This is a genomic window from Leisingera caerulea DSM 24564 (assembly GCF_000473325.1).
In the GTDB taxonomy this organism is placed as follows: Bacteria; Pseudomonadota; Alphaproteobacteria; order Rhodobacterales; family Rhodobacteraceae; genus Leisingera; species Leisingera caerulea.
Window position 1 is genome coordinate 1,426,019 of sequence record NZ_KI421513.1, and the last position, 16,409, is coordinate 1,442,427.

Here is a 16,409-nt window from a genome sequence, read left to right on the forward strand (position 1 = left end):
TCCGTAAAGGTTATGCAGCAGTCTCGGAGGAGGCCGCTTTTGAAAGGGCGGATTTCCGCAGGCCCGATCCGTAAAGGCGTGCCTGTAAGCTGGAAGGCATCATCCGGATCAAAGCCCGGGCAATGGCGTAGAAATATGCGGGGCTGGCCAGCCCGCGCTGAGAACGCACCGCGCGGGAATACCATTTCAATTCAGCGAGTCCGCGCCTGAGCGATGTGCGGCGCGCGTAGAAATTTGGGCCCAGCCGCCAGCTGAGCAGTCTGTCCGGGCAATTGCCAACATGCATGCCCGCCTCAAGCGCGCGCACCAAAAAGCCCAGATCTTCGGTGAGATAAGCCTCGGGGTACCGGATGGACGGGATGCGCAGCATCGCGCGGCGCATGCAGTACGCCGGATGCAGGATCGGGTTCATCTTCACGACAACAGTCTCGACGCTGGTCTGATCAATCGGAAAATCGCGTTCGCCGGTCACCGCTCCGGTCTCGTCAATGTCCCAGGCCTGGCATCCGATGAGGTCGAGGGTCGCATGGGCCTGCATATAAGCGATCTGCGTGCGGAACCGGTCCGGGTGGCAGATATCGTCGCCGTCCATGCGAAAGACGAAATCCTCGTCTTCAAGCCGCTCTATCAACCGGTTGAGCGACTTAGCGAGGCCAATATTTTCCTCGTTCCGCACGACCAGGTGAAAGCGCCAGGCGTTTTGCGACAGCCAGGTCTCATGCTCTTTGGGCAAGGGGCCGTCACAGCACAGGTAGATTCTGATCTGATCGCGCCGCAACCCGTTCTGGGTTTCCAGGCTGGCAAGCGCAAGATCGAGAAAGCTCAGATTGTCCGCCTTGTAGAGTGTCGTGATAACGGCAACTGTCACTCCCTCCAGCGTGGCAGTGTCTTGGTCGGTCTGTCCTGTCAAAGCGCTCTCCAATACCGGGGGCGGGCCTGAACGGCCGCGGGGAAATAAATAACACGAAAAGGTCTTCTGGATGATCAGCCCTAACTGGGCTTTCAACCCTGGTTGTTAATGCATGTGAGTTCGGAGTTCACCCCGTTTCAGGTCTGGTTTTCTGCGGCGGTTCGGGAATCGGCGTGGAGCTGCCGCCAGCGCGGGCCTTTTGACCTGCCGGCGGACACCAAAGGGTGCGCAACAAAGCTGGAGGCGCGGCGGATGACCGCCGGCGTGCGCCCATTTCCGGCCTGCGCGGTTATCCGATCCTGCCCTTACCCCAGCCGCATTCAGTGCGGGATGGTGGCATCCTCCCCCTTCGGAAGCGACCTCAGATGCCTCCGGACCGGTGGTCTGGTGGCTCTGTAGTCACAAAGGTTAAAGAAGTCTCAAAAGTTCCGAAAATACTACTTAAGTTTATTACAACTTGGATGTAGGGAACCCATACCTATCCCTTTTGTCGGGTGGGTTTTGGTTAAGACGTTTAAATCTCGGAGTGTTTGACGATGCAAGATTTTGCACTGACCGCGTACTCCATCGATGGATCTGTTGAATATCAAGGCCCTGGCTATTCTTCGCCGGGCTACTACTCCAGATCGGGTAAGCGGATTTTTGATATACTTTTTGCCCTTTTGCTGCTGCCCGTCCTTGTGCCTGTCATCCTTATTTTGTGGGGTGTTGTGCGCTTGGATGGCGGACCGGGATTTTTCGGGCATACCCGGGTGGGCCAGGACGGCAAGCTGTTCAAGTGCTGGAAAGTCCGCAGCATGGTGGTCGATGCCGAATCGCGGCTGCAGGCCCATCTGGACACCAATCCTGAGGCCGCCGCGGAATGGGAGCGTGACCACAAGCTGACCAACGATCCGCGCATCAACCGGCTTGGCCGGATCCTGCGCAAGACCAGCCTGGATGAACTGCCGCAGATCTGGAATGTGCTGAAGGGCGAGATGAGCTTTGTCGGCCCGCGCCCCATTGTCACCAAGGAGCTGCGGAAATACGGCAGCAGCGCGTCGGCTTACCTGGTTCAAAGGCCTGGAATCACCGGGCTTTGGCAGATCTCCGGCCGCAATGACATCAGCTATGATGAGCGGGTGGCGCTGGATGTGGCTTACCTGTACCGGCGCGGCTTCTTCAAGGATCTGAAAATCATCCTCCGCACAGGTGCAGCAGTGCTGGGCAGAACCGGCCGCTGAGCCCTGCACCGGTCCGCCGGACTTTCTTCTCAAAGCCCCTGCGTGTATGCGGGGGATGATGCGCGTGTGCGGCGCGCATCAATCAGTACGGTACTTGGGTATTCATGAAACAGACGCCTTTGAATGAAGCTTCCTTCCCTGTGCAGCGCCCCTCGCCCGCCGAAACTCCGGAAGACGATGCCATTGACCTTGGCGCCTTGTTCGCCACCCTGTGGCGCGGCAAGTGGATCATGCTGCTGGCGGCCATGGCGGCGATTTTCCTGGGGGGGCTTTACGCCTTTGTCGCAGCGGTGCCGCAGTACACCTCCAGCGCTGTGGTGATGCTGGAAACCAAGCAGCAAAGCGTGGTTGATCTGCAAAGTGTCGTCAGCGGCCTCTCGGGCGATTACGCCGAGGTCAACTCCGAGCTGGAGGTGCTGCAATCGCGCGGGCTGATGAACAAGGTCGTGGACGAGCTCTCCCTGATGGAGGATCCGGAGTTCAACGGGACTTTGGTTGAACCTTCGGCCCTGAGGACGCTGGTCTGGACGGTGAAATATCAAATCAAATCGCTGCTGGGACTGCACAAGCCGCCGGTGGAAATGTCCGATGAGATGGTGGAGCAGCTCATCCGGGACAGCGTGGTTTCCGCCCTGCTGGGCAAGGTTTCGGTGCGCAATGTTCCGAACACGCTGGTGTTCCAGGTCACGGTGCAGACCGAATCCGCCCGCAAATCCGCGCTGATCGCCGATACCATCGCGGATCTCTATATCCTCAATCAGATTGAGGTGAAGTTTGAGGCCACCGAGCAGGCGACAACCTGGCTGGCCGGCCGGGTGTCGGAGCTGCAAGCGGAGCTGGAAACCGCCGAGGCCAAGGTCAATGCGTTCAACGCCGATACCGCCCTGATTTCGCCGGAGGCCCTGCAGGCGCAGGAGGTGCAGCTGAAGGACCTGCGCGAGCGCATCGCTCAGGCGCAAACCGCCGAGCGCACGGCGCAGGCGCGCTATGAGGCGCTGCGCGCCGCCGAAACCCGCGAGGCGCAGGCAGAAGCTGCCCAGGACCGGCAATTGCAGCGCCTGCTGGCGCAGTCCGGAGGCACCGCCTCGGGAGAGGCCGCTTTTGACACCGCGTTCCAGCGCGTGCTGGCGCGCGCGGCACTGGAAGCCCGCCGCGCCGCGCAGCAGGTGCAGACGCTGGTGCAATCCGAAGCGGAACTGACTGAACAGACCGCACAGCAGAGCGCCGATCTGATCACCCTGCAGCAGCTCACCCGCGAGGCGGAAGCTGTGCGGTTGCTATATGAGTATTTCCTGACCCGCCTCAAGGAGACCTCTGCGCAGGAGGGCATCCAGAAGGCTGACAGCCGCATGCTGTCACAGGCGGTGATCCCGCTCCGCCCCTCGGCGCCCAGAAAATCCCTGATCCTCGCCATGAGCGGAGTCCTGGGGCTTATGACCGGGGCTGGTATCGTGCTGCTGATGGAAGCACGGCGCCGGGGCTACCGCGCTGCCCGGGAGCTGGAGCGCAAGACCGGCTACAGCGTGCTGGGGCAGATCCCGGTGTTCCCAGCCAGCGGGCGCCGCAAGGTGCTGGAGTATCTTGCCAGCAAACCGTCCTCGGCAACGGCGGAGGCGGTGCGGAATCTGCGCACCTCTCTGATGCTGTCCAACGTCGACCACCCGCCGCAGGTGGTGGTGATGACCTCTTCGCTGCCGGGGGAAGGCAAGACCACCAACGCGCTGGCGCTGGCGCAGAACTTCACCGGGATTGGCAAGAAGGTTCTGCTGGTCGAAGGCGATATCCGGCGCCGGACGATGACCGCCCAGCTCAGCAATGTGCCGCCGCAGGGCATTGTCTCGGTGCTGGCGGGAGACGTGCCGGCGGGGCAAGCCATCTTCCAGGATCCGCTCCTGGGCTGCGACATTCTGGCGGGGGAGAAGACCTCGGCCAATGCCGCCGACCTTTTTGCGTCGGAGCGCTTCCGTGACTTCCTGGAGGAGATGCGGCAGCGCTATGACGTCATTCTGATCGACACTCCGCCGGTACTGATTGTCTCGGACGCCCGGCTGATCGCCCGCAATGCGGACGCGGTGCTGCTGACGGTGAAGTGGGACGATACTGCCGAACAGGATGTGGCGGAGGCCCTGCGGTTGTTCCACACCGACAACCAGCGCCTGACCGGCATGATCCTGGGCCAGATCAATACCCGCCGGATGAAGCAGTATGGCTACAGCTATGGCGACTATGGCTCAAAATACTATGCCAACTGACGCTGCGATGCAGGAGAAACCGGTTTAAAAAATAACGGCGCGCTCCTGCTGGGCGCGCCGTTTTCCATTGCGGTCTGCGGGCCGCGGTTGCGGGTGCCTCAGTTGGTGCTGACGGTGCTTGTGGTGGACGGGGTCGAGCCGCCGCCTGCCGCGGCTGCAAGTCCGGCGGCAGCAGCGGCTGCCCCCAGCGCCGGTGCCACCAGCGGCACAAAGCCGGTGACGCCTTCCGCCTCTGCTGCGGAGGCAGCGTCTGCCAGCGCTGCCAGGCACTCATCATCGTCGGTGTTCTGTGTGTCTTCGCAGTCGTCCCGGGCGGTTGCAGGGCTGACACTTTGGGCAGCAGCGCCGGTCGCGGAAAGGGCCAGGGCCAAAAGGGTAATCCGGATCATCGTCAATCTCCTAAACCTATTCGCCGCCAAGCTATCATGCTCCGGGAGCTCTGCAAATGCTGCACTGCTGCAAAGCCGCTTTTGTGTGTCCTGAACCAGCATTTATTTGCTGCCTCCTTGCGCGGCCAGGGCCGCTGAAAACAGCAGTGGCCGCGCAGCCGGCTGTTTTGCGCCGGCAAGGGTTGCACTGCCGTCTCAAACAGGGAAAGAGACAGGCAGATTCGCCACAGCAGAAAGACATTTCCGGTCTTTCTTCCAGCCTGCGGGACAGTCCGCCGAAAAACGGATAAAGGGGCCGCAGGCCTGAAGTACATTTTTGATGGTATGACAAATTTGAATTTCCAGGGACGGCAATGGCTTTTGGCAGCCCTTACGGCTGCGGCCCCGGCACTGGCCCAGGCGCAAAGCACGTCGACTTACGGCACACCGGGATTGATCGAAACTCCTACGGCCGAAATGTATCCCGACGGCACCCTGGCTTTTACCAGCGGTATGCTGGATCAGACCCTGCGGGCCACCATGACCTTTCAGCTGCTGCCTTGGGTGCATGGCAGTTTCCGGTACGCGGTTATCGAGGATTTCGACGGTGACGGTGCCAACAACCGCTACGATCGCAGTTTCGACCTCCACTTTCTGCTGCGCGAGGAAGACGCGCGTGCTCCGGCCCTGGCCCTCGGCCTGCGCGACTTCGGCGGCACCGGGATCTACGCATCAGAGTATATTGTGGCCACCAAGACCATTCGCGACCGGCTGAAACTGACCGGCGGCATCGGCTGGGGCCGCATGGCCGGACGAGGCAGTTTTTCGAACCCGCTGGGGGTGCTGTCCAACCGGTTCAAAACCCGTGCAGATTCGAATGCCGGCGGTATCGCGGAAACCGGGCAGCTGGATTTCGGCAATTGGTTCCGGGGCGATGCGGCGCTGTTCGGCGGGGCCAGCTGGGCCTACAGCGACCGCTTGACCCTGCTGGCGGAATATTCACCCGACCTTTACACCAAGGAGCGGGACCGCATCGGTTTCGAGGTCAGCTCGCCGTTCAACTTTGGCGCCCAGTACCGTTTGAAGAACGGAGCGCAGCTGACCGCGGCCTATATGTATGGAACTACCCTGGGGCTCAGCTACAGCTATTTCATCGACCCGCGTCAGAGCGTGACGCCAGGCGGGCAGGGCGCCTCGCCGCCGCCGCTGCTGCCGATTGACCGAGTGGCGCTGGCCAGCTGGAACCTGCCTGATGCCGCCGCTGCACCGGACCGCCGGCAGCAAGTCCTGACGCGGACGCTGGAGCAGGAAGGGCTGCGGCTGGTCTACCTTGAGGATGCAGGGCAAACCCTGCGGATCGGGGTTGAAAACGGCACCTACGGCCAGGCGGCGCAGGCCATCGGGCGGGCGGCCCGGGTGCTGGCCAACACCCAGCCCGCTCATGTGCAAAGCTTTGATATCGCGCTTATGTCCAACGGTGTGCCGCTCAGCTCCGTGCGTATCAACCGCCAGGACCTCTATGAGCTGGAGCATGATCCCGACGGCGCCTGGCGCAGTTTTGCCCGGGCTGAAATTTCCGACAGCATCCCGCTGGCCGAAGGCGGTATTGCAAGCGGTGCCTATCCCCATTTCAGCTACCGGCTTGGACCCTATTTGCAGGCCTCTTTCTTCGATCCGGACGCCCCCCTGCGCTATGAAATCGGGGCCCGGCTTGGTCTCGATTACACCATTGCCCCGGGCCTCAGCCTGTCTGCCGGGCTGCGCCAGCCGGCTGCGGGCAACCTGGACGACAGCCAGCGCGAGTCGAATTCGGTGATTCAGCGGGTGCGTTCGGACTGGGGCCTTTATGCGCAACAGTCGGATCTGCGCATGGAACATCTGACCGCCGAGTATATCTGGCGGCCCGGCACCGATCTTTATGCCCGCACCACGGCAGGTTATCTGGAGACCATGTATGGCGGCTTGTCAGCCGAGCTGCTTTGGTTTCCGCCCGGCAGCCGCCTGGCTCTGGGAGCTGAGATGAATTACGTCAGGCAGCGCGACTTTGACGTGCTGTTCGGGTTCCAGGACTACTCGGTAGCGACCGGCCATGTCTCGGCCTATTACGATCTGCCCGGCGACTACCACGCGCAGCTGGACGCAGGCCGCTATCTGGCCGGGGACTACGGGGCCACAGTCACACTGGACCGCGAATTTGCCAATGGCTTCAAGGTGGGCGCCTTTTTCACCCTGACCACGGTCAGCTTCGACGACTTCGGCGAGGGGTCCTTTGACAAGGGGATCCGGCTGGAAATCCCGGTCTCCTGGCTGACTGGCCGCCCGTCGCGCGACCGGCTGGCGCAGGTGATCCGCCCGGTGCTGCGCGATGGCGGCGCCCGGCTCAATGTGCGCAACCGGCTGTATGGTGTCACCCGCGAGGCGCGGGCCCAGCAGCTGGTGCGGGGATGGGGGAGGTTCCTGCGTTGAGGCTGTTCCGCAATGCCCTGATCTGTCTTCTGCTCATGTCCTGCGGTGAAGCCCGGGATGAGTTTGAGCTTTTGCGCGGCGCGCTGCAGCCCGACGCGCCCCGGTTCCACCCGCGCGCCAATGCGCTGGCGTCGGTGCGGCCGATCCCGCCGCGGCTGGAGGTCGGTTTTCCCAGCCGCGACCTTAGCGGTGTCATGCTCTTGGAAACTGAGCGCGCAGGCGTGCAGACATGGCTTACCGCTGATGGCGCCACGATCACCCTGGAGCAAGGTTTCCTTACCTCCGCCAAGGGGTTCGGCTCCGGCCTGGCCGCCTCGGATGTGCGTCAAAGCGCGGATCTGGTACTGGCCGGGCGGGAGGGGACGGTGGAACGGTTCCACAGTTTTCTGAACGGCAACGACCAGATCGAACTGCACGCCTACAAGTGCGCGGTGACGCGTCTTGGGCCGGAGAGCATCTTTCTGCGCGGTCTGCCGGTTACCGCGCAAAAGCTGCAAGAGCGCTGCCACGGGGTAGCGGAAAGCTTCACAAATACTTATTGGGTGCGGCAGGGAGTCCCTGAGATCGTGCAATCCTCGCAGTGGACCGGCAGCTTCCTTGGCAACCTCTTTATGAAGACGGTTCCGGATGAGATTTGAATGTAAGTTGATTGGAGGACGCATCGTGCGCCGCATTTCCGTTGCCATCAGTGCTATGGCCCTGGCTGGATTGGTATCCGGCTGCTCAACTGTCTATCGCAGCCCGGCCGTGAAGGCCGGCGTGTCGGAGGCGGGCAAGGTGCGGGTGGTGGCCGTGACCCCGGAAACCGTTCTGGTCGCGAACCGCGCTGCCTATCAGCCCAAGACCCTGCCTGCCGTCTTCCAGATCTCTGCAGGCTCCGGCACCGGCGCCAGCCCGCGCGGGGCCGGCACTCTGCCCAATCCGCCCTCCACCCAGGACGGCAGCCGCCAGGGGCTGCGCCTGGATCCGCCGCCTCAGGCGGACCCCGGCCCCTATACCATCGGCACCGGCGATGTGGTGGTGCTGTCCACCCCGTCGACACAAGGAACTGTGGCGGAGCTGTCAGGGCTGCTGGCGGCCCAGAACAGCCGCAATGGCTATACCGTGCAGGATGATGGCTCGATCAACATCCCGGACGTGGGCCGGGTGCGGATTGCCGGCCTCACTGTGGACGAGGCCGAGGCGCTGCTGTTCCAGCGGCTGGTGGAGAGCCAGATCGACCCGACCTTCAGCCTGGAAGTCTCCGAGTTCAACTCCCGCCGCGTCTCCATCGGCGGCGCCGTTGGCAAGCCCGGCGTGCTGCCGATCACCCTGACGCCCCTCACCCTGGGCGAGGCGCTGGCCGCTGCGGGTTCGGTCTCGGTTGCGGATATCGACGTGAGTTCGGTGCGGATCTACCGTGATGGCCGCATGTATCAGATCCCGCTTGAGGATCTCTATTCCCGTTCCGAGCTGCAGCGCCTCAATCTGCTGGCCGGTGACTCTGTGTTCGTGGACACCGACTACGACCTCAGCCGCGCCGAACGCTTTTTTGCGCAGCAGATCCAGCTTCAGCAGACCACTCTGGCGGGCCGCCGCGCGGCGATTGATGAGCTGACCGCAGCGCTGACGCTGCGCCGCGCCGATCTGGACGAACGCCGCGAGAACTTCGCCCAGGCGCTGAAGCTGGACGCGGTGGAGCGGGATTATGTATATCTCAGCGGCGAAGTCCGCACCCAGGGCCGCTACACGCTGCCGTTCGGGCACAAGGCCACGCTGGCAGATGCGCTGTTCGACACCGGCGGCGGTATCGCCAAGGAAACCGGCGATGCCTCCGAGGTCTACGTGCTGCGCGCATCTGATGACATCCGCGAATTCGGCGCCGTCACCGCCTGGCACCTGGACGTGCGCAACGCTGCGCATCTGCCCCTGGCCGCCAAATTTGAGCTGCGCCCCGGTGATATCGTCTTTGTTGCCGAAAACCCGGTCACCCGCTGGGGCCGCACCATCGACCAGATCACGCCGTCGCTTATCACCGCGCCGGTCAATGCCTTAAGTGATTGATGCGCATGCACCCCCGCATTTCCGCGTCGTGATTTAAGGGCGGAAACTCCACCGGCAGCCCAGGGAGGCTTGGGCTGCACGTTATGTGAAGGATCGGACTGATTGAGCTGCCTGTCATTCCATTTTGGAATGGCAGCAGAACGCAATCTCATTGGCGTTGCACCAGGGTTTCGCGGATAACTGCACGCAGCCAGTGTTCCAAGGAGGCCGCATGGACCGCGCCCAGATCGTGCATCAGAATTTCCTCGACCGGGTTCAGGCTAGGACCCTGCCTGCAGGCGCCGCGCCCGCTGGGCCGCTTGCCGCGGAGGCGGCGGTTGGCACGTTCCGCGCGCAGGTCCTGAGCCGGGCGCTGGACCTGACCAGCCGGGCAATGCAAAAGGCGGGAGAGGGGTTTTACACCATCGGCTCCTCCGGGCATGAGGGGATGGCGGCGGTGGCGCGGGCGCTGCGCCCGACCGATATGGCGTTCCTCCATTACCGCGATGCGGCGTTTCAGATCGCCCGTGCGGACCAGGTGCCGGGTCAAAGGATCGCCTGGGACATGCTGCTGTCCTTTGCCTGCTCCAGCGAGGATCCGACCTCCGGCGGGCGGCACAAGGTGCTGGGCTCCAAGGCGCTGATGATCCCGCCCCAGACCTCGACCATCGCCTCGCATCTGCCCAAGGCGGTGGGCGCGGCCTATTCCATCGGCGCAGCCAAGCGGCACCAGCCGGAGCATCAGCTGCTCCCGGAGGATGCGATTGTCATGTGCTCCTTCGGGGATGCGTCGGCCAATCACTCGACTGCGCAGGGGGCGATCAACACGGCAGGCTGGACCTCGGTGCAGTCGACGCCGCTGCCGTTGCTGTTCGTCTGCGAGGACAACGGCATCGGGATTTCGACCAAGACGCCGAAAGGCTGGATCGAGGCCTCGATGGCGGGGCGGCCCGGCATCCGGTACTTCAAGGCGAACGGGCTGGATATTTACAACGCCTTTGCGGTGGCGCAGGAGGCGGCGGAGTATGTGCGGACCCGCAAGAAGCCGGCCTTTCTGCATTTACGCACCGTGCGGCTGTACGGCCATGCCGGGGCGGATGTGCCGACCACTTACATGGCGAAGGCAGAGGTGGAGGCGGATGAGGCCAACGATCCGCTGCTGCACTCAGTGCGGCTGCTGGATGAGGCTGGCGCGCTGAAGCCAGCCGAGGCGCTGAAAATCTACCAGGAGACCTGCGCGCGGGTGGAGCGGATCCGGGCTGAGGCGGTGACGCGGCCGCATTTGAAGACGGCTGACGATGTCGTGGCCAGCCTGATCCCGCCCAAGCGGGAGTGTGCGCCGACCAATGGGCCCAGTGCTGAGGCGCGCGCCGCAGCCTTTGGCAGCGACATGCGGGCAATGGAGGAGCCGCAGCCGATGTCGCGCCTCATCAACTGGGCGCTGACCGATCTGATGCTGGAGCACGGTGAAATCGTCATGATGGGCGAGGACGTAGGCCGCAAGGGCGGGGTTTATGGCGTCAGCCAGAAGCTGCAGCAGCGGTTCGGGCCGGACCGGGTGATTGATACGTTGCTGGATGAGCAGTCGATCCTGGGGCTGGCAATTGGCATGGGGCACAACGGGTTTCTGCCGATCCCGGAGATCCAGTTCCTCGCCTATCTTCATAACGCAGAGGATCAGCTGCGCGGCGAGGCGGCGACTTTGCCGTTTTTCTCCAACGGGCAATTCTCCAACCCGATGGTGCTGCGGATTGCCGGACTGGGGTACCAGAAGGGGTTTGGCGGTCATTTCCACAACGATAACTCACTGGCGGTGCTGCGGGATATTCCGGGTCTGGTGATTGCCTGCCCGTCGGACGGGGCCGAGGCTGCGATGATGATGCGCGAAGCGGTGCGGCTGGCGCGCGAGGAGCAGCGGGTGGTGGTCTTTGTCGAGCCCATCGCGCTCTACCCCATGCGGGACCTGCATGAGCCCAAGGATGGCGGCTGGATGCGGACCTACCCTTCGCCGGACCAGCGTATTGGCTTGGGCGAAGTTGGCGTGCATGGGGATGGCACCGATCTGGCCATCGTGACCTACGGCAACGGGCGCTACCTCTCCACACAGGCGCAAGCGGAGCTGGCGGCTCAGGGCTTGGATGCGCGGATCGTGGACCTGCGCTGGCTGGCGCCCTTGCCGGAAGCGGCGCTGCTGGAGGCGGTGAAGGGCTGCGACCACGTTTTGATTGTCGACGAATGCCGTACCACCGGCAGCCAGTCCGAGGCGCTGATGGCGCTGTTTGCAGAGCAAAGCGATATCCCCGCGGCGCGGATTGCGGCCAGCGATTGCTTTATCGCAACCGGGCCTGCCTATGGCGCAACGCTGCCGTCCAAAGACAGTATCGTTGAGGCCGCATTGACGCTGGCAGGAGGTAAGTCATGACCCGCACCGCCGTTCTGATCTGCCCGGGTCGGGGCACCTACAACAAGGCGGAGCTGGGCTATCTGCACCGTTACCATGCGGACAAGGCGGCGCTGTTTGCGGGATTTGATGCGCAGCGGCGCGATGCCGGGCAGGAAGAGGTTACAGCGCTTGACGGGGCCACCCGGTTTTCTTTGTCGAAGTATTCGCGCGGGGATATTGCCTCGCCGCTGATCTACGCCTCGGCACTGGCGGATGCGCAGTCGCTGGCGAAGGATATCGAGGTGGTTGCGGTCACCGGCAACTCAATGGGCTGGTATATCGCGCTGGCGGCGGCGGGGGCATTGAGCCCTGAAGGCGGCTTCCGGGTGGTGAACACCATGGGCACGCTGATGCAGGAACAGTTGATCGGCGGCCAGCTGGTCTATCCCTTTGCCGGACAGGATTGGCAGAATGATCCCGCGCGCAAGGCGCAGCTGCTGGCACTGGCGGCAGAGATCAATGCCCGCGAGGGGCATGATCTGGCGCTGTCGATTGATTTGGGCGGGCTGCTGGTGCTGGCCGGGAACGAGGCCGGGCTGGCAGCGTTCGAGGAAGCTGTGCCGGTGGTCGAGGACCGCTTCCCGATGCGGCTGGCGAACCACGCGGCCTTTCATACCGCGCTGCAGGCGCCGGTGGCGGCAGAGGGCCGCAGGCGGTTGGGGGCGGACCTGTTCACCCAGCCGGAGGTGCCGCTGATCGACGGGCGCGGGCAGATCTGGTGGCCGGGTGCGACGGATACTCAGGAGTTGTGGGATTACACGCTTGGGCATCAGGTTGTGGAGCCCTATGACTTCACCCGTGCGGTGCAGAATGCGGCCTGCGAGTTCGCACCGGATGTGTTCATCGTGACCGGCCCCGGCACCACGCTGGGCGGCGCGGTGGCGCAGTCGCTGGTGCACTGCGGCTGGCAGGGGATGTCCGGCAAGGAGGCCTTCAAGCTGCGGCAGGCCGAGGACCCGCTCCTGGTCTCCATGGGGGATGAGGCGCAGCGCGGGTTTGTGACCGCCTGAGTACGGTGCCAGGTGCGGCGCTGGGGGAAGCTCCCGCGCCTGTTGCCCGCATCGAAGATGCCGACAAAGCAGCCTTGGGCGTGGCCCTGCCCTGCGGGCAGGGTGGAAGGGGTTCTGCTGAGAGAGCCTTCAGGGGCAGGTTTGCCCTGAAGGCCGGTTTCCAGCGTGGTTGATTCTCCCCGCCTCAAGGGGAAACCGCGCCAAAGCGCGGCGGCCGCGCCGCCCTTGACCCGGGGCTGAACACGCAGGGGGGAGGTTATTCGGCCGCGGCTTGCGGTTCGGTCCTGGCGGCGAGGGCATAGCAGGTCACCGGCTGGGAGACATTGTGCAGGCTGACAGCGCCCAGCGGGATGCCCTGTGACGGGTCGCTCAGGATATCGCAGCTGACGACGACCGGGTGATTGACCGTCTTGCCGTAGTCGCCCAGCCGGGCGGCGATATTGGCGGCCTGGCCGATCACCGTGAAGTCCAGCCGCTCCCGCGAGCCGACGTTGCCATAGGTCACCCGCCCGTAGGCGATGCCGATGGCCGCCTCGCAGCGGTGGCCGTCTTCTTCGCCCGCGATCTCCTCCAGCCGGGCGATGATGGCGCGGGCGCTGTCCAGCGCCTGGGCGCGCGCCCTTTCCGGGTCGCTGCCGGCCGGGAACACCGCCAGCACAGCGTCGCCGATGAATTTCAGCACTTCGCCGCCGTGGTCATGCACAATGGTCGAGGCGGTCTCAAAAAACTGGTTCAGCAGCGCGATATAGTCCTGGCGGCCCAGTTCCTCCTCCAGCCGGGTGGAGCCGCGCAGGTCGCAGAACATGATGGCGGCGTCGATCTCGTCTCCGTCGCCCCGGCGGATTTCACCGCCCAGCACCCGGGCGCCGGTGCGTCTGCCGACATAGGTTTCCAGCAGGGACTGGGCATTTTCGCGCTGCATGAAAATCTCATAATAGCGGGCGATCACGTCGGAACATTCAAAGATCAGCCCCAGGTTGGCAGTGGAAAACCCGTTGGGGTGGTCGCTGGTCAGGGTCAGCACGTTGATGCGCCCGTCGGAGAACCGCAGCGGCATGGCGACATAATCGGTGGCGCCCTCCTTGCGCAGGTCTTCGAGGATCGGGAAGGCATCGTCGGAGCAGCAGCTGCCGAGCCGGTGCCGCACCCCGCCCAAGCCGTTGGACACATGCCGCAGGGGGCTGTTCTGGTAAGCCGGGTGGTCGTGGATCTCGTAAGACGGCGCGTAGGTGGTGACCTCGCCTGTCTTCCTTTGCCAGATATAGTTCTTGCCTGCGATCATCGGGTGCAGCGACCAGGCCATCACCGAGAGGCGGGAGAGGTGAATGCCCTGTTCCACCAGTTTTTCCGCCAAGGCGGCGGTCAGCTCCTCCGGGGCCGGAACCAATGCCGCATCGCGCAGCAGCCAGTCGATCACCGGGCCGGAGATATTGCCGTAGTCCGGCATTTCCACCTTGTTGCGGCCGAGGTCGAATTCAGCCTCCGCACCCGGCATGAAACCGATATAGCCGGAAATCGCCGCGGCTTCGGGCATCGCGTCCTCATAGGCCCAGACACCGTTCTGCACCCGGTCGCCGGGCAGCAGGATGTCGCGGTAGCTGGCGGTGCCTTTGAACGGGCAGAAGGTCTGCAAGGAGGTATGGCCGGAGAGCGGGGCGGTCACGTCTTCTGCCGGGAAATAGACCGCCGGAGTAAGGCGGGTTTCATACATGACCTTGGCGCGGGTGCTTTGCGCCAGGATGATGCCATTGCGCCGGGCAGTGACCAGTCCGTGCAGCGGCTCGACAACAATGCCGTAGCCCCGGTTGCGGATCTGCACCTGTGCATCCATCCCTAAGGTCCTCGTTCTTGTATGGCGTCCGGGACCGGCCGGCATGGGCCGGTTCTGATCTATCTGGGGTCTGCGGGCAGGAATTCCAGAGCGGAACACATGATGTTGAGCGAACCGGAGCAAGCGCTCAGACCATGCGGATCACTTCCTTGCTGATGGCCAGCACGTAGCCGCGCTTGGCGATGTTTTTGACCAGCAGTTCACTGACCATCTGATTGCCCAGCGTGTCCCGCAGCCGCTTGATCCGGGTGGCGCCGGCGGCCTCCTCGCAATCTGCCGACGTGCGGCCTGAAATGACCGCCTCGATCTCGGCGCCTGACAGCACATCGTCGTCCAGCCGGGCCTCGGCCAGAACCGACAGGGTTTCCATTGCGGCGGGCGTCAGCTTGAATCCCATGTTGTTGAGGTAGACGGTGTTTTCATCGCGGCTGATCAGCAGCTCATTCACCTGGATACCCGCCCGTTCGATCTGCGCCATGCGGCGGTTCAGCATCACCAGCATGCCCAGCACGGCCAGCGCCGCCACCATCATCGCGGTGGCGAATACCAGCAGCACAAAGATCACCATCCGGTAGCTGGTCAGCGTGTCGGCAAAGGCAGTGCCGGACTGGGCCAGGATTTCCAGCAGCTTGATCTCGGCCTGGGCGGTCAGGTCGTTTTCGACAAACAGCCGCTCCACCCGTTGGTTGAAGGCATTGGCATCGGGCAGGGTCAGCAGCAGCACTGTGCCGGCGATCACCAGCAGCGCCACAATGGCGGCGATGCCGAATGCGATCACCCTGCTGCCGGCGGCGCGGGCCTCAGAAACGGAGATAGTAGGATCCGGCATTGGCCCTCCTTTGCTGCAGGCCTTCGGGGCCGAACACGGACAGGACATTCAAGAGCTGCCATCCGCCGGACGCGATGCGTGCCTGGATTTCGCTTCTGGCGGCCTCTTTCTGGCAGGCGCCCGAAAGCTGGATCACGCCGTAGTGCAGACGCAACGGGTTGTCTTGCTTGGCCTTGTAATCGGCGTAGCACTCGGCGGCCTCGGCCGGAGTGGAAAGCGTCAGGAGGGCGGCCGCAAGCGCGGCGGTCAGGAGGTGCTGTTTCATAACGGCATCCTGCGGTTCTGCGGTGTGAAATTCAATAACCGCAGGGGGTTGGTCAGGCTGATATCTGATAACAACAGGCCGATATTGCCTGTCCGGAGCGGGCAGGAGCAGGCTGGGGTCATCAAGGCGCATTGGCTGCGCGACAATCTGATTTTGAGAAAGGTCCTGCTATGACCCGGACACACCGCCCGCAACCGCACCGCAAATTCATTGCTTTGATCGTAGCTGCATCCATCGCCATCACGGGTTTCTCAGCAGCCCCCGCCCGCGCCGATGAAGACGTCGCGAAGATTCTTGGCGGCCTGGCGCTGCTGGGGATCCTTGGTGCTGCGATCAAGCATTCGCGGGACAAGGATGACAATGCGGTGACGCATAACTACACGCAGCCGCACCACAACCATTCGCACGGCGGCCGCAATTACCGGGGCTACAGCCGCCATGACGGCTATGTGAAACCGCTGCCGCCCCGGGTGCGCCGCTATGACCTGCCGTCCCAGTGCCTGAAGTATTTCCCGCGCTACAGCGCCAATCATCCGCTGGTCGGCCAAGGCTGCCTCGAGCGCAGTTACGGCCACACCAAGGCGCTGCCGCAGTCCTGCCGGGTGACGTTCTGGAACGGCAAGCGCCATCGCACCGGGTACAAGCCCGGCTGCCTGAACAGCCACGGTTACCGGCTGGTGCGGCGCTGACACTGATTGCAGATTCGAGCAGCAGCAAACTGGGGGGCTTCGGCCCCCCTTTTTTTGCCGCCGCCCTTGCATAACCGGCAGGCATTGGCTTTGACGGAAGG

13 protein-coding genes are annotated in these 16,409 nt (G+C 63.5%); 8 read left to right on the forward strand and 5 right to left on the reverse strand.

Annotated features, from left to right (window positions below):
* Positions 1-10: 10 nt before the first annotated feature.
* A complete protein-coding gene (locus CAER_RS0114350; protein WP_084299541.1) occupies positions 11-1,006 on the reverse strand; it encodes a glycosyltransferase in 996 nt (331 codons plus the stop codon).
* 440 nt (positions 1,007-1,446) lie between these two features.
* Here CAER_RS0114350 and CAER_RS0114355 point away from each other — a divergent pair, with 440 nt between their 5' ends.
* Together CAER_RS0114355 and CAER_RS0114360 are read left to right on the forward strand one after the other, a co-directional pair.
* Positions 1,447-2,133 carry a sugar transferase gene (locus CAER_RS0114355; protein WP_027236010.1) on the forward strand — a complete coding sequence of 229 codons (687 nt, stop codon included), beginning with the start codon at positions 1,447-1,449 and terminating at the stop codon, positions 2,131-2,133.
* A gap of 104 nt (positions 2,134-2,237) precedes the next feature.
* Positions 2,238-4,385 carry a GumC family protein gene (locus tag CAER_RS0114360; RefSeq protein ID WP_027236011.1) on the forward strand — a complete coding sequence of 716 codons (2,148 nt, stop codon included), beginning with the start codon at positions 2,238-2,240 and terminating at the stop codon, positions 4,383-4,385.
* Between the two features lie 98 nt (positions 4,386-4,483).
* Here the strand turns inward: CAER_RS0114360 and CAER_RS0114365 are convergent, their stop codons facing one another.
* Positions 4,484-4,774 (reverse strand): hypothetical protein, encoded by a 291-nt coding sequence (locus CAER_RS0114365; protein WP_027236012.1) that lies wholly within the window; start codon positions 4,772-4,774, stop codon positions 4,484-4,486.
* A 324-nt stretch (positions 4,775-5,098) separates the two neighbouring features.
* Here CAER_RS0114365 and CAER_RS0114370 point away from each other — a divergent pair, with 324 nt between their 5' ends.
* The 5 genes from CAER_RS0114370 (at position 5,099) to CAER_RS0114390 (ending at position 12,694) form a co-directional block, all read left to right on the forward strand.
* The gene (locus CAER_RS0114370) at positions 5,099-7,219 is read left to right on the forward strand and encodes a YjbH domain-containing protein (protein ID WP_084299543.1); all 2,121 of its coding nucleotides are present in this window, start codon (positions 5,099-5,101) and stop codon (positions 7,217-7,219) included.
* 35 nt (positions 7,220-7,254) lie between these two features.
* Positions 7,255-7,857, forward strand: coding sequence for a YjbF family lipoprotein (locus tag CAER_RS28020; RefSeq protein WP_245597367.1), 603 nt, complete (start codon positions 7,255-7,257; stop codon positions 7,855-7,857).
* Between the two features lie 25 nt (positions 7,858-7,882).
* Positions 7,883-9,262, forward strand: a complete 1,380-nt coding sequence (locus tag CAER_RS0114380) for a polysaccharide biosynthesis/export family protein (RefSeq protein WP_027236015.1) — start codon at positions 7,883-7,885, stop codon at positions 9,260-9,262.
* Positions 9,263-9,473: 211 nt separating this feature from the next.
* Entirely contained in the window at positions 9,474-11,663 is a 2,190-nt protein-coding gene (locus CAER_RS0114385; protein ID WP_027236016.1) for a dehydrogenase E1 component subunit alpha/beta, read from the forward strand.
* Positions 11,660-12,694, forward strand: coding sequence for an acyl carrier protein (locus tag CAER_RS0114390; protein ID WP_027236017.1), 1,035 nt, complete (start codon positions 11,660-11,662; stop codon positions 12,692-12,694). Before CAER_RS0114385 ends, CAER_RS0114390 begins: the two co-directional genes overlap by 4 nt.
* Before the next feature lie 256 nt (positions 12,695-12,950).
* Here the strand turns inward: CAER_RS0114390 and CAER_RS0114395 are convergent, their stop codons facing one another.
* The 3 genes from CAER_RS0114395 to CAER_RS0114405 all read right to left on the reverse strand — a co-directional run bounded on the left by CAER_RS0114395 (position 12,951) and on the right by CAER_RS0114405 (position 15,619).
* On the reverse strand, positions 12,951-14,525 hold the full coding sequence (locus CAER_RS0114395; protein WP_027236018.1) for a DUF427 domain-containing protein: 1,575 nt from the start codon (positions 14,523-14,525) through the stop codon (positions 12,951-12,953).
* A gap of 127 nt (positions 14,526-14,652) precedes the next feature.
* Positions 14,653-15,354, reverse strand: a complete 702-nt coding sequence (locus CAER_RS0114400; protein WP_027236019.1) for a winged helix-turn-helix domain-containing protein — start codon at positions 15,352-15,354, stop codon at positions 14,653-14,655.
* On the reverse strand, positions 15,326-15,619 hold the full coding sequence (locus CAER_RS0114405; RefSeq protein ID WP_027236020.1) for a hypothetical protein: 294 nt from the start codon (positions 15,617-15,619) through the stop codon (positions 15,326-15,328). The genes CAER_RS0114400 and CAER_RS0114405 overlap by 29 nt, the downstream gene beginning before the upstream one ends.
* Before the next feature lie 170 nt (positions 15,620-15,789).
* On the opposite strand from CAER_RS0114405, the gene CAER_RS0114410 reads away from it, so the two are divergent.
* The gene (locus CAER_RS0114410) at positions 15,790-16,308 is read left to right on the forward strand and encodes a hypothetical protein (RefSeq protein WP_027236021.1); all 519 of its coding nucleotides are present in this window, start codon (positions 15,790-15,792) and stop codon (positions 16,306-16,308) included.
* Positions 16,309-16,409: the final 101 nt, after the last annotated feature.